A 13923-nucleotide genomic window follows, 5' to 3' on the forward strand; every position below is an offset into this window, starting at 1 on the left:
GACAAACTTGGTAATTTGGGATGGGGCATTGGCATTGGGGATTGGTGATTAAGTTTCTTCTCTATCCCCTATTCCCTATTCCCCACTCCACAATTAATAGACAGAAAAAGAATTGACAACCTCATCAATCATTCCTTTAACTCTCTGCCAGCGTTTTTCAGGAATTGAGGCATTAAAGGTAAAAAGCTTACCACGGCTAACAGCGACGCTAGCGATGTTGTGTCGTTCCTGTTGATTGGGGAGTTTAACCTCATACTCTAAAAGGTAGTATGTTTTACCGTCTACTTCTCGCTGTGCGGCATTAACTAATTCAGCTGAACGACCAGAGTCAGGAGGCGCAAGAGCTGCTTTTCCTAACTTATATCCTACTTCTGTTGGGGTTCCCAATTCTGACAAAGTTTTACCTTCTGGAACTGGACTAATCACAACCGAAACATTTTCAGACACCTCAATCAAATCGTGGAAAACTACATCTGGCCCGTTGGCAACTTTAACTTGCAGCCAGCCGTTAGGATATAAAAACTGATAGCCATCACTAGTGTCTACAAAGCTTTTGAGTCCAACCGCAGCTGCTACACCAGAATTACTCAGGCTGAAGCTCAACACCAATAGCAAAATTAATACAATTCGTTTCCACATTTCTACAGATTCCTTTGGGCTGGAGACAACACCAAGCAAGCATCATTTCTCGTTTTTATTCTCCCACCAACCGGGACGCTTCGGATGACGCATTAGATGGGAAGGGATCGATCAATGCCCAAATGTCGGCAAATACTCCCTGGTGTCTCGCATTACTGATGAAGCGGTGGGAAATGCGTCAGCGTAGCTCGTCGTAGACATCGCTGACCTCAAATTTTACCAGTTCCAGCCCTACCCGCCTCGGAATGAATTCCAAGGCTAATAGCTCAAGTCAGATCAAGCTGACTGGAAGATTTTTTACCATTGCGGGAATATTAGATGCAGTAAATTTCATTAAAAACAGCAGGTACATGGCTCTGTGGCGACTTTATTATCATCTTATTTGGGCAACAAAAAAGCGACAGCCATTAATCATCCCTGAAGACGAAACCCAACTTTATAGTTACATCATTGGCAAAGCCAATACACTTGGTAGCATTATCCATGCTGTGGGCGGAATAGAAAACCATATCCATTTAGTGGCTTCTATTCCACCGAGACTTTTTATCTCTGATTTTGTTCAAAATATCAAAGGCGTAGCGCTCATCATCTTAATCATCTCTCACCCTCACAGGATTTGTTTGGCTGGCAACGCGGATATGGCGTTTTTTCAATGGGAAGCAAACAACTTGAGTAAGCTGTTGTGTATGTGCAGAATCAGAAAGCGCATCATTCCAATGGAACTATAATTTTGTCTTTGGAACAGCATAATCATGAAGATGAGAGGCCAAAACTCACGTAGCTAAAGCAATGAATTCAATTAATCTTTAAGTTCATTCAACCTTAGTACAACATTTCACTAATTCGTAGCAAATTACATTTGGCAATACCTTGCATTGTTAATGCGTTGACTTGTTTTGTTAATGCGTCGGCTTACTTTGTTAATGCGTTGACTTGTTTTGTTAATGCGTCGGCTTGCTTTGTTAATGCGTCGGCTTGCTTTGTTAATGCGTCGGCTTACCTTGTTAATGCATCTCAATGCAATGCCAATGCATTCCCTTGAAATGTTAATGCGTTCCCCTGCATTAAAAACGCTACGCTTTTACGCAAAACTGTATTTAGTCAGCTTAAGCTGACTTGAGCTATGAGCCTCAGAATTCATTCTGAGGCAAACTTGTGGTCAAGCCAATATTCCGCAATTATTTAAATACAGATGGATTTCCAATCTCGTGCCTGAACCATCACCCGCCATAGGTTAGAAACCTACGCCTAATAGCGAAAGTCATCTCAAAGATGACTAAATCAATAGTAACTACTAAAGAAAAGTTAATCGAGAATATAAAAACCCCGACTTGATAGCCGAGGTAGATGGGAGAAGTCCAAATGTCGATGAGATATAGCGATACAGAAATCTTATTTTCTTAGCTAACACCAGTTAGGTAGTTATGTTTGGGCTTTGCTAAGTAATGTAAATTAATTTAACAATAATATCACAAATAGTCAACTAGACTTGACAAAAAAAGACTGATAGCTTTTATAAGAGCTACTTATTAGGGACAGTATAGGATTATTTTTGGAGGTGTGGTAAGTGAAGTAGGGAAAAGAAAACGGGTTACTAGCTAAGATAGTGGGATGAAAATGAGAACCCATCCGCTTTCGGGAGTCGAAAAAGTGAGCGATTAGCTGCATAAATCAAAGTAGTCGGAATTAAGCCAGAGATTTGAAAAGCTAGCTACTAGATCACCAAAGTCTTTACAATTCCTTTGTTGGCTCAAAAAGTATTTCTCGACCTATGACGAATCAAGCTCCTATCCCGGTTATTGTCAACGGTGCTGCTGGTAAAATGGGACGTGAGGTGATTAAGGCAGTGGCGCAAGCGCCTGACTTAAACCTAGTGGGTGCAATTGACCACAGTTTGGAACATCGAGATAAAGACGCTGGAGAGTTGGCGGGTTTAAGCGAACCCCTGGAAGTGCCAATTACCAATCAATTAGAACCGATGTTGGGGTATGTGGCTGGTGACAGACACTCTCCTCCAGGGGTGATTGTAGACTTTACCCATCCCGATTCAGTTTATGACAATATTCGTAGTGCGATCGCTTACGGTATTCGTCCTGTAGTTGGCACCACTGGATTAAGTTCAGAACAAATCGAAGACTTGGCAGACTTTGCCGACAAAGCTAGCACTGGTTGTCTAATTATTCCTAACTTCTCCATTGGCATGGTTCTGTTGCAACAAGCCGCGATCGCAGCCTCAAAATATTTTGACCATGTGGAAATTATCGAACTGCATCACAACCAAAAAGCTGATGCTCCCAGTGGTACTGCCATTCAAACAGCGCAGTTATTAGGAGAATTGGGTAAAACTTTTAACCCTGCTCTTGTAGAAGAAACGGAGAAATTACCAGGAGCTAGGGGCAGTATAGCAGATGAAGGGATTAGAATTCATAGCGTCCGCTTGCCAGGATTGATTGCCCATCAGGAAGTTATTTTTGGCGCAGCAGGACAGATTTATACTTTACGACATGATACGAGCGATCGCGCTTGCTATATGCCAGGAGTGCTACTAGCGATTCGCAAAGTCTTAGCGCTAAAGTCGTTAGTATATGGATTAGAAAAGATACTTTAAACTTTAAACTCACTATTGGGCATTTATCACTCAGCACTCATGTTAGTACCACTGACTCGCCAGAAATTTGAACAAGTTGTCCCTTTAATTGCCACTGGTTTGCAGTACAAGTACTACTGGGGGAAGTTCTCAAATTTTTTGCAACGGCTGTTAATTTCTGTAGTTGCCGTAGTTGTTATTTTGCTTGTGACAGTCGTTTTTAGGCTTGAGTTTGCTTCAATAGTATTTGTGCTAGGGATACTTAGCGCTTTTTTTTGGCTGTGGTATCCAGTGTTTCAAGCAAGTATGCGGAATTTACAATGCCGCCGTTATAAGTATGGCGGCTTTTTCCGTGGTCGAGTGCTAGATTGGTGGATTACAGACGAGTTGATGGGTAAAACCGAAACAGTCAACAGCAAAGGCGAATTAGTAATTGTAGAAAACCGAGAAAAACAGATTAACTTAGAGGTGGGTGATGACACAGGATTTAGTATTGAGTTTGTAGCACCATTACGTCCTGCCCACAAAGTTATTACTCGTGGTCAAATTGCAGAAATGGTAGTGATGTCAAATCGCTCAGATTTGAGCAGTATTGAAGAATTCAGCGATATATACTTTCCCAGTCGTGACCTCTGGGTTAGTGATTATCCTTATCTGCGGCGGGATTTCTTTAACGAAATCGGTCGCCGCTTGAGTGAAGACCAACAACCAAAGCCACGTCGGCGGCGTCGGAGAGTAGAGGATTAAAGAAGTGAAGCTGGCAGGAGGATGTAATCAGTATAGGCTTCTCTTTCAGACACATGCAAAGGACAGACCATCACTAATTATGAGCCACCTATTGCAGAGATTTTGGTAGTTTGCTCTCAACCGCAAGACTCCCCGATAGTCGCCCATGAGGTTTGGGCATTTGGATTGAGCATATAATCATCTCCTGCCCTGTGCCTTTTGCCTTCTTGCTAACGGGAGCATCCCACTTTGATGAGTTTGCCTTTCAAACGATAGGTCATTGACCCACAAACAAAACCTCCGGACTTAGGCTCTACATAAGTCCGCCGAGGCGGATTTTGTTTAGCTAGCCGCGATTTCCAATTGCCAGATATTTTTTTTAGAGTGGGATGCTTACTTAAAAACTTGGAGTCTGCAACAATATCGTGAGGTCCTTTAACACTTACCTTAGAACTATTGATGTAGATATTATAATCATAAATCACGTTTTTATTTTTATTGTGACCGTTGATATTCTTGCCAGGATAAGCATAAAGAATGTTCCTTAAAATTTTGACATCAGATGACACATTGCCAAATATTTGCCCATCTTTAATTTCTGGACTCTGATTATTTAAAACAGCTGTGTTATTGACGATATCAACATGCTCACTTAAAAATGTATGAATCCCTGAACCACCATTATTAAATGTCAAATTGTTTTGAATTAAAGTACGTCCTATATATGCATCCAAATTTGGGTTCTGATCATTTCTGGAAGTATCGATAATAATGCCATTACCATCTGTGATCTTTCCCACCGCAATCCAAGGGATGTACATGCGATTGTTATATACTTTGTTGTTGGTCACGAACATCTTGTATCCTCGGTTGGTGTCAGAATTCCAATTGCTTCCCAGCGAAATGCCACTGCAACCATAAACACTATACCAGCCATTATTGAACACAGTGTTATTATCCACCTTCACATAATCAGACTGCAATGCTCCGATACCTCCTCCTCCACAGTCATGCACTTTGTTGTTTAGAATACGGATATGATGAACATGACCATTGGCTCGTCCGTCCATGTTTATGCAGTTTCCGTTTGTAAGCGGATTTGATCTGTTAGTCTTTTGACTTAATGCATAATCAAGGGTTATATTGGCATTGTTTCCTATGACCTCCAGCCTGTTGATCTCGATATATGAAGCTGTACTTGAAATCAGGATACCGTTCCATGTATTGTGTTTAATTTTTGGGAAATGACCAGGATATGCTTTATACTTAATCCATGCTTTTGCGGTTCCAGAACGTTTAATACTTACTACACTCGGAGCTTTGGCTAAATTTGTATATACTCCGTTCATAATCAATACTGTATCGCCAGGGTTAGTTAAATCTGCTGCCTTTTGAATTGTCCTAAAGGCGGATGAAGTAGAGAGTCCACTATTTGTGTCGTTTCCCCTACCACTAACATAATATGTTTTCGGAGTCGCCTTAATGCTGATTAGTTTGTGGTTGGGTAGGATGATTTCCTTGTTAGTGGATACCTGACGGGCGTTTTCAACTAAAGATACTTTTATCCTTTCTTTCCCACCCAAAAGACTTAATAGCAGGGGAATTGCAAGAAATGCGATTAAACGGAAACGTTGAAATACCACAGGAAAAGGCTCCTTTATCGGCACTACTTAACAAAAATATCAGGTTATTTAGTAGTTTTAAATACTATTTGGCATAAAGGGAACGATAGAGCAGACTTTCCTAACTCCCCCGATTTCCATCTTGTCCATAGGCTTGCCAAGCCAAGTCTACCAATCCATCAACGATCGCAGCTGCTACAACTGCATTACCTTTGCGACTATCAATTGTAATGTGAGGCACTAGAGAGTCTTGTAAGCGCTCCTTTGCTTGATTAACATTTACAAATCCCACTGGAGTCGCAATTATCAAAGCAGGTCTAATTTCCTCAGCTTCAATTAAATCTACTAGTGCTGTTAGTGCTGTTTGTGCTTGACCCACCACAAAAATGCCTTCTGGATAACGCTTTGCTAAGGTTTCTATTCCCCATGCTGCCCGAGTTTTTTCTTTTTGAGGGCGTGTCAGAGCTTCCATACTGCAATACACCGGATTGGCAAAGGTGTTTTGAATCTCGTAGGCAATACCTACTTGTACCATTGGCACATCTACCACAATCGTGGTACGCGCGGCTAGTGCTGCTGCTCCAGCTTGCAAGGCACGTTCAGAGAAACGAATCAAAGACTTATACTCAAAGTCAGCTGTAGAGTATATTACCCGACGCACAATCTCATACTCTGCTGGTGAAAAAACATGATTTTCAATTTCACTATCAATGATTGCTAAACTTTGAGCATCAGTTACGTGCCATTCCATTTTTGTTGAGCTTCTCAAATATTAGCTTTCAGCTTATCAGCTTCAGAGAGTTAGGAGTTAGGAGTTATAAGTTAATTAAAAACTCATAACTCTAACTCAGCACTCATAACTCATTACTAGAAGAAGACCGACTGAAAATAGGAGATAAGTAAGCAACCAAGACGCCAATGAGAAACCCAGAGATATTGCGAACTAGAGGTAACCAGTCGCTTGTGCGTGTCACCACTGGTCCAATACCAAAGGCAATAAATAAGATTCCCCACAAAGGTGAGAAAATTAAAGCCCATTGCCAAGCGAAAACTTGTCCTTTCTCGCGAGGTTGAGATGCAAATCCACAAATTACCCCACCAATAACTGAGGTAATCAAGGTGAGAATCCATTGCTCTCGTGGCAGTCCGGGGACAACATTGCAACCACCCTTGAGTAAACAGCCTTTAACCGATTCTAAGGCTTGCAGAATAGCTTGGTCTTCGCCTTGTTCGCGGACAAAGTACAAATTACCAAAGCGGGTTTGTAGTTCTATCCAGAAAGTCCGGGGTAAAAGTTTATAAACAGCATCGCCGACGCTAAAACTAAGGATGTTACCGCCACGAGAATCGGCAACTAATAAAATGCTTTTATCATCCAAACCCCAATATTTTATGACTGCCCGACCTGGGGTGCGGTCATACTGGGTCAATACTCGCAATTTCCAACCCGTATCGGTTTCAAACTGCTCTAAATCTTTGACAAGCTTTTCTTCTTGCAGCACAGGAAGAGATTTTGCTAAGTCTACAACTGGGGTAAAGGTGTTAGGGAGTAAGTCAGGATTGTCATAAGCCAGTGCTGGGGGAGAGTGCATGACCCAAATTGTCCCAGCCAGGAAAAATACTGCGATAGATAACAGAATTCGTCGCCAAAAACAAGATTGCATGGACGTTTTTATACAAATATCAACGGTAAAAGTGAACAAGTTGTTTTAAAAGAGTACTGGAAAAGTGATACTTCTTTACACTTGTTTACTTTACTCTAATCTAAGGGATCAAAGCAAAGGGTTTTTGGGAATCGGGCATTGTGGAATGGGGACTTGAGAGTGCCATTTGTGATGTTTTAAGATAAAGTGCATTTTGTCAATAAGTTAAAACACTCAAAATATCCTTAATAAAAATGATAATCGTGGCTGGGGAGAGGGGTAGGTGGCAAGCGTCGCTTGCCACCTACCCCTGCTTTTGATGATCATTATTGGCAAAGTTTTAAACAACTCAAAATTGACTAAGCCATAGCGGAGTTCCCTATAGAATAAAAAGGGAATGATTAGAGGTGAGAGATGACTAACAAAGAATTATTAATAGTACTGGATCTTAGCGAGAGTCAGAAGATCCACAAGATTAATAACACCAAGATAATTCGCGATAATTAATCGCAAATTATCTTGATTCTTTTATTTTTTCAAAATTAGGATGCTTCCCCTGAGAAGTTAAGCGGACAGTATTTGATTATATTCTCATGAGAGTAATAAAAGAGCGCTGCTTAATCTTATCTTTATAAAAGCTTAAACACAAATTAAGTATTTTAATTTGGAAACAAGCACATTTCTTCTGAAAAGACAGCTTCATTAAAATATGCTTTATCCGTTTTTACAAATTGCTAAATGCAATGCCGAAGTTTATCCATAAACAAAAATCGCTTTTTTTAAGCTGATAAAGTAGCACATTTTGACACCGTAACAAGGAAGATAAGCAATGCCCCATGCCCTTTTTTTGGTCAATCTTCGTCATCGAAATTGGTTTCCCAGTTAGCAGCGTCGTTGTAACCGTCATTAGCGCGGTATACTTCTGTTTTTAGGCGGCGATTTTCTTGCCTGAGCACTTCTCGTTCTCGCAACGTGAGTGGTGGTTGTTCATTGCTTGGGGTGCGATCGCCTGTTCGCCTCGCGGGTTTTTGGCGTGTGAAATTTCTCCAAGCAGCTTTCGCGCCAACAAAGATGCTGCGTGTACCTACTTGCAGATTTTGAGCCTGAATTCTTGCACTATCAAGGCTTTGATCAACTTGTTTCATGACTTGACTGGCACTTTTTACACCTTCACCGACATCATCAGTTAAGTCAGTGATTTCCAAACCAGTTACGCGGATAGCTTCTAGAGTGGGTGGTAAATCCCGTGAAAGTGTATCAAATAGCTTTTCTGCACTGCGAGCAGCGCGTGCTAACTCCTGGAAAGCCGGTATTGCCACCACTAAAACCGCAGTCAAACTTGTGGCGACTAAGAGTAAGGAAAGTCCCAACCAAAACAGGGGGTCAATCACGGTTATGTTATTTATGAGCGTTCTAATTGCTGGGCAAGAGAATCTGAGTCTTCAACAGATGTTTGCCGCTTTAAGACTTGGCTTTCTTGCTGACTGGCATCTACACCTGCTGCGATCGCTTCCCGTAATCTATCTAAAGTCTCATCCCAGTTTCGCAGTGCGCTGGCAGAGAGACGATCTGCCTGGATTTGCACACTCGTTGATAAATCTTCTGCCAATTCTGGGATAGCATTGGCAGATTTCTTCAAAATTTTACGCGTTTCGCGCCCTGTGCGTGGAGCTACGAGCAAACCGGTCAAAGCACCGATGGTAGCTCCCAGCATCAAACCGCCAATAAATACTCCAGAACGGTTATTAGACATCTTGTTGTTTCTCTCCTTACACCCATTTTAGGTGGGTTTTCTCCCCTTGCAAGACTTAAACGATTTTATCCAGTTAATCTATCGTGACAAAATATCAGCCAAAAATGTTGCTTTAATATCGAAACTGTTAATTACTTATAATTCAAAACTCCTAGTGTCACCGTCTCACCGTATCCTCACCTCCTTGTGTCACCGCATCCCCGTGTCAGCCCTAATTAGAAATGTTCATCCGAACTTGACATAACTCATTTTGCGACTGTTTTTTTCCCAGATGTTAACTCTAGCCTAGGAAAATAACGCTGCCAGATTTGCTGTCCTAGCAAAAGTAGACTGATAATTTGCCGCACTTGTTGAATTTGTATTTGTAGTGCTTGATTTTTCTGCCGTAAGTTGTAAATATTCTCCTGGCTAAGATAAATATTTTCGGGTGCTTTATTCAGTGCTGCATGGGTACAACTTTCATAGACGGTTAACTTATCTGCTATGTATGCTAACTGCTGCTTGAGTTGCCACACCCGCCAAGCCACATAGAGTAGTATCAGCGAAATGAGGGTGTTAACGAGGATAACTAAAATTACCATTGTTTATCTTCACCAATATTTGTAACAAGCATCTGCCCACACCTCACAAAACCGCAGTTACAATTGCCTTAGATTCACGACTTGGTTTGCGAAATCAACCCCTATGATCAATAGGCCCCATCATCACTATGTTCCTCTCCTTAAGCGGATAATTCTAGTCAATTTGCGACTTTGGCGGCACATAAGCACAATGGTATAGCCGCTTCAGCAGATGGTGAGAGAACTGCACTACACTTCTTACCAAAGACACCCTAGCATCGCTTTGCTGATTGTGCTTTTATCCCTAGCAGTTTTGCAGCCTGTCGCGTGAAGCGAGGTTTTTGCCTGCAAAAACCTCATTTGTAGTTCACTTACCAAAAATTGCAGGGTCTTTTTTCCCCATTCTCTTCAAAGGTTCAGTTGCCTTTGGTGTTAGCACAGCGATCGCTAAAAGCCCTAACTCTGACTGTTCGCTAATTGCCTAAGCTGAATTCAGAATTCAAAATTCTGACTTGTTTAATAATAATGATTATCTTTTTTTTATACATCCAGTAGGAGTTTAGGATGTCAAAAAAACCACCATCAAACAATTCCTTACGAGCTATTCTTGTTGCTTTGACGATTGGATTTGTTGGGTGCGGAAATCAAACTGCAAGAACTACATTTACTCAAACTACCACGCAGGTAAATGAGAATCTTCCCCAAGTCGTAGCAACTACAAGTGTACTATGCGACTTAACCAGACAGGTTGCCGGAAATACTGTTAACCTTACCTGCTTGATTTCTCCTACTGCCAACCCCCAATTTTATAAACCAAAGCCGGAGGATCGTAAAGCCATTGAGCAAGCTAATCTTATTCTTTATAGTGGCTATAATTTAGAACCAAATCTGATCAAATTAATTAAAGCGACTAAAAACTCTGCACCGAAAATAGCTGTCGGTCAACTTGCGGTGCCTAAGCCACAAAAATTTCAGCGAGGCGATAAGAAAGTAAACGATCCTTATCTTTGGCACAATACTAAGAATGCGATCAGGATGGTGGAGGTAATTAATAGCAACCTGGGAAAATTAGAATCCAGTGATGCCGCGACTTATACTAGCAATACCAGAAAAATCACAAATGAACTCACTCAACTAGATAGCTGGATTAAGTCAAGAATTGCGAGTATTCCTACTAAAGAACGTAAGTTAGTTACAACCTCTGATGCACTGAGTTATTACACCAAAGCATACGGTATTTCATTAGTAGGGGGATTACAAGATATTAGTACTGACAAAAACCTAACAGCTGCAAGAGTGAAAAATTTGGTTACAAATATTAAACGGGCTAAAGTGTCAACAATTTTTGCTGAGACGGCAATTAACCCTAATTTACTTCAATCTGTAGCAAGAGTTGCTGAAGTAAAAATTTCTGATAGGAAGTTGTATGCTCAGGGACTTGGTGAACCAGGAAGCGAGGCAGACACTTATCAGAAAATGATGATTGCCAATACACGCACAATTGTAGAAGGGTTAGAAGGGACGTATTTAATGTTTCAAGTAAAAGCTGCTCAATAGTTATAGTCTCAGTTGAGTAATCTGATAAACCGAGTTTTTTTAGATGACAGGAAGTTCGGTTTATCAGCCCCTTTTTTTAAGATGAAAATGGGAATGCTATTTGTCTTTTAATCTGAGATCAATAACAGTTGCATTGAAGTTGTAGTTAAAACCTTCCAACTCAAATGGCATACCAATTTTAACTTTACTGTTACCCAGAACTGGCCCATTTTCAGTGAGCTGGGCTTTGCCATCTAAAGTCAAAAGCAAATCTGTACTAAAATTATTGGTCTTCGGATCTGGCAATTCTTTAACAGTACCATCAGGTTGGGGAATATTGATTGTTCTAGGTAGCTGTTGAATGGATTTAATCTCAATCTCTCCGTGGGGTTGATTGCGGATAATCACATTAGTTTTCCCACCTTTTTTTAATCCGTTATTGAATAATTGTTCAGGGTCACGGACATTCAAACCACGGACTACTAAATCTACTTCTATGGGTACTGTTTTCGCACCAACTTGGGCAACAGAACCAGAAGTACCAGGGAAGATAAATATGCCAAATATAACTAGCAGAATTACCAGCGCAGCACCTAAATCTAAAAGATTAATTTTGCCGAACAAGCGACCTTTTGAATCTAAAATAGCCATAAAAACTTTTCCGAAGTAATAGTGAAGTAATTGATTGTAGCAAGAAGGCTTTCGATGGAAATGGCAATTTTCCCTATTTGGTAATAACTCAAAACGGCTGGGGATTGCGGTTATGCGACAGTTTATCACGAGTTCGTAAGTTCTACAGGGGTGGCATAACCCTCAAACTTTTGCCCGTTAAGACTGACGCACCCAGAAATTAATATCTCGTGTTTAAGCCTATCTCTAGAGGGAATCGCTAACCCCTGCAATTCGGTGGCTTTGCCTATACATTAGCTGTATAACAACTCCTTTGGTCTTAAGTTAAGAATGCAACTTAGAATACTTTAAATCCGTCTGATAATTTGTCCAATCATTTTATGTTCTCCCAAAATAATCTTCAGAGTGTATTATGTTCAACTGGAAAAGTTTTGTTGCAAATTACCGTGTGTGGCGGCGTTACTGGTTTTATCCTTTAATTTCGGTGGTAGTTGCTCTGAGTCTGTGCCTAAGTACACCCTTGCCTGGAAGAACTTTAGACTTCTTGCCTCTTCTACTCCAAGGAGTTCAGGCATTTCAGCTTTCTAATATATCCCCTAACCAAGAAGTTGATCTTGGTAAGCAGATTAATCAAGAATTAGTCGGTAGTCAAGTCCGGCTTTACCGCAATCCCGAAGTTAATCGTTATGTGGAACAAGTTGGTCGGCGTTTAGCAGCTAATAGCGATCGCCCCGATCTCCCCTATACCTTCCAAGTAGTTCAGGATGACAGTATTAATGCTTTTGCCACCTTAGGCGGCTATGTATATGTCCACACGGGTTTATTGAAAACCGCAGACAATGAAGCGCAATTAGCAAGTGTACTCGCCCATGAAATTGGTCACATTGGCGGGAAACACGTAGTCAAACAGATGCAGCAAAAAGCGCTCGAAGGTGGCCTATTAACAGCTGCTGGTTTAGACCGGAATACGGCAGTGCAAATTGGTGTCCAGTTAGCGCGAGACTTGCCACGCAGTCGTAAAAATGAATTTGAGGCGGATCAAAGAGGACTACGAACTTTGACACGAACTGGTTACGCCCAGTCTGCAATGGTTTCCTTTATGCAAAAGCTGCTGAAAAAAGGTGGTTCTACTCCGACATTTTTGAGTACGCACCCTGGAACCAGCGATCGCATTGATGCCCTCAGAAGTGCAATTAACTCTCAACCCAGTAATGGAAATTATGGCTTGAATAATGCTAGTTATAAAGCTAATATTCGACCATTAGTACGGTCTTAAAGTCAAGAGTCAAGGGTCATTTCTGCCCCATCTCCCTGATTTCGCCTATCTCCCGTTATCTTTCCATCTCGAATGATGCTCAATTCTTGTAGCGGCGATCGACTTTGATTTTGGCTGGATCAACTCTGATCACTACATCTTTTAAGGGCAGGGCACGAAGGTAGTCTTTAAAAATGTTAACTTGATAAACTAAATTATTCGTGACATCCAGTCCAGTCAACCAGCCACTCCGGGGATGATAAGCGCCAGTATCTATGTCTAGCCATCCCTGTCCTTGTGCCAGTTTACCAGGAGAAACACCCGGCAGAGTAAAGGTAATCGTGTGACCGATGATAATTAGCTTATCGGGAAAGTAGGGTTTTTCAATACTATGAAATTCCTCTCGTATCCAGCACAGTTGATCGGCAGTTTGTTCTGTCACCAACTTGGAAGGGTCAACACCAGCATGAGTTAACCAAATATCCCCCAAGTCGAGATATGTAGGCAAAGTCTTGAACCAATCTAGATGGTCATCAGGAATTGTAGCCTCGTGGTAACTGGCTACGGTAGCTTGCCCCCCACTATACAACCATGCTTGCATCGTCGGGGAGGAGGTTCTTTCATTGGTCAGAATGTTTAATAACATCTGCTCATGATTTCCCAGCAAACATAGGTAGTTATGTCGTTTGACAAAATTAACTACTTGTGCGCTATGAGGACCGCGATCAATTAAGTCTCCCAAAAAATAGACTTGATCATCTGAGGTGGGGGCGATCGCCTCCAACAATGTCATCAAACCTTCATAGTGACCATGCACATCCCCAATTACAATTCGTCTGGGGCTAATTTCGCTCATTGTCTCTTAGCTTCAATAGTTTGGCTAATACTTCTGCTACAGTTTAAGCTGTCTGGTTTCCGTAATGGAAGGTAAAAATACTGAATAAGTTTTATTTTAATTTAATTATTCTGCTA

At 41.3% G+C, this 13923-nt stretch carries 14 protein-coding genes and 1 pseudogene; 6 read left to right on the forward strand and 9 right to left on the reverse strand.

All coding sequences use genetic code 11. The annotated features are described in order from the left end of the window. Positions 1-93: 93 nt before the first annotated feature. Positions 94-639, reverse strand: coding sequence for a photosystem II reaction center PsbP (gene psbP, locus V7K40_RS07145; protein ID WP_334958049.1), 546 nt, complete (start codon positions 637-639; stop codon positions 94-96). A gap of 350 nt (positions 640-989) precedes the next feature. Between psbP and tnpA the strand changes: the two are divergent. The 3 genes and pseudogenes from tnpA (at position 990) to V7K40_RS07160 (ending at position 3973) form a co-directional block, all read left to right on the forward strand. Continuing rightward, positions 990-1420: pseudogene (gene tnpA, locus V7K40_RS07150) on the forward strand (IS200/IS605 family transposase). A gap of 990 nt (positions 1421-2410) precedes the next feature. Then, the gene (gene dapB, locus V7K40_RS07155) at positions 2411-3247 is read left to right on the forward strand and encodes a 4-hydroxy-tetrahydrodipicolinate reductase (protein ID WP_334958051.1); all 837 of its coding nucleotides are present in this window, start codon (positions 2411-2413) and stop codon (positions 3245-3247) included. A gap of 39 nt (positions 3248-3286) precedes the next feature. Then, complete coding sequence (locus V7K40_RS07160) at positions 3287-3973, forward strand: phosphate ABC transporter permease (protein ID WP_334958053.1); 687 nt, start codon at positions 3287-3289, stop codon at positions 3971-3973. Positions 3974-4182: 209 nt separating this feature from the next. Here the strand turns inward: V7K40_RS07160 and V7K40_RS07165 are convergent, their stop codons facing one another. From V7K40_RS07165 to V7K40_RS07190, 6 genes are all read right to left on the reverse strand, one after another. Next, positions 4183-5595 (reverse strand): right-handed parallel beta-helix repeat-containing protein, encoded by a 1413-nt coding sequence (locus V7K40_RS07165; RefSeq protein ID WP_334958055.1) that lies wholly within the window; start codon positions 5593-5595, stop codon positions 4183-4185. A gap of 100 nt (positions 5596-5695) precedes the next feature. After that, positions 5696-6325, reverse strand: a complete 630-nt coding sequence (locus V7K40_RS07170) for a precorrin-8X methylmutase (protein ID WP_334958057.1) — start codon at positions 6323-6325, stop codon at positions 5696-5698. Between the two features lie 103 nt (positions 6326-6428). Further along, positions 6429-7238, reverse strand: coding sequence for a TPM domain-containing protein (locus tag V7K40_RS07175; protein ID WP_334958059.1), 810 nt, complete (start codon positions 7236-7238; stop codon positions 6429-6431). An 830-nt stretch (positions 7239-8068) separates the two neighbouring features. Beyond that, positions 8069-8608, reverse strand: a complete 540-nt coding sequence (locus V7K40_RS07180; RefSeq protein WP_334958061.1) for a DUF948 domain-containing protein — start codon at positions 8606-8608, stop codon at positions 8069-8071. Positions 8609-8619: 11 nt separating this feature from the next. Beyond that, the gene (locus tag V7K40_RS07185; RefSeq protein ID WP_273762171.1) at positions 8620-8970 is read right to left on the reverse strand and encodes a YtxH domain-containing protein; all 351 of its coding nucleotides are present in this window, start codon (positions 8968-8970) and stop codon (positions 8620-8622) included. Positions 8971-9215: 245 nt separating this feature from the next. Further along, complete coding sequence (locus V7K40_RS07190; RefSeq protein ID WP_334958064.1) at positions 9216-9551, reverse strand: hypothetical protein; 336 nt, start codon at positions 9549-9551, stop codon at positions 9216-9218. A 320-nt stretch (positions 9552-9871) separates the two neighbouring features. Here V7K40_RS07190 and V7K40_RS07195 point away from each other — a divergent pair, with 320 nt between their 5' ends. Both V7K40_RS07195 and V7K40_RS07200 read left to right on the forward strand, forming a co-directional pair. Next, the gene (locus V7K40_RS07195; RefSeq protein ID WP_334958065.1) at positions 9872-10015 is read left to right on the forward strand and encodes a hypothetical protein; all 144 of its coding nucleotides are present in this window, start codon (positions 9872-9874) and stop codon (positions 10013-10015) included. 79 nt (positions 10016-10094) lie between these two features. Beyond that, positions 10095-11087 (forward strand): zinc ABC transporter substrate-binding protein, encoded by a 993-nt coding sequence (locus tag V7K40_RS07200; RefSeq protein ID WP_334958066.1) that lies wholly within the window; start codon positions 10095-10097, stop codon positions 11085-11087. Positions 11088-11183: 96 nt separating this feature from the next. Here V7K40_RS07200 and V7K40_RS07205 read toward each other — a convergent pair whose 3' ends face one another. Further along, complete coding sequence (locus tag V7K40_RS07205) at positions 11184-11717, reverse strand: DUF4330 domain-containing protein (protein ID WP_334958067.1); 534 nt, start codon at positions 11715-11717, stop codon at positions 11184-11186. A 391-nt stretch (positions 11718-12108) separates the two neighbouring features. Between V7K40_RS07205 and V7K40_RS07210 the strand changes: the two genes are divergently transcribed. After that, complete coding sequence (locus V7K40_RS07210; protein WP_334958069.1) at positions 12109-12972, forward strand: M48 family metalloprotease; 864 nt, start codon at positions 12109-12111, stop codon at positions 12970-12972. Positions 12973-13051: 79 nt separating this feature from the next. Here V7K40_RS07210 and V7K40_RS07215 read toward each other — a convergent pair whose 3' ends face one another. Continuing rightward, positions 13052-13807, reverse strand: a complete 756-nt coding sequence (locus tag V7K40_RS07215) for a metallophosphoesterase family protein (RefSeq protein ID WP_334958071.1) — start codon at positions 13805-13807, stop codon at positions 13052-13054. Positions 13808-13923 lie beyond the last annotated feature (116 nt).

The sequence above is a fragment of the Nostoc sp. genome, assembly GCF_036917195.1.
Lineage (GTDB): Bacteria > Cyanobacteriota > Cyanobacteriia > Cyanobacteriales > Nostocaceae > Nostoc.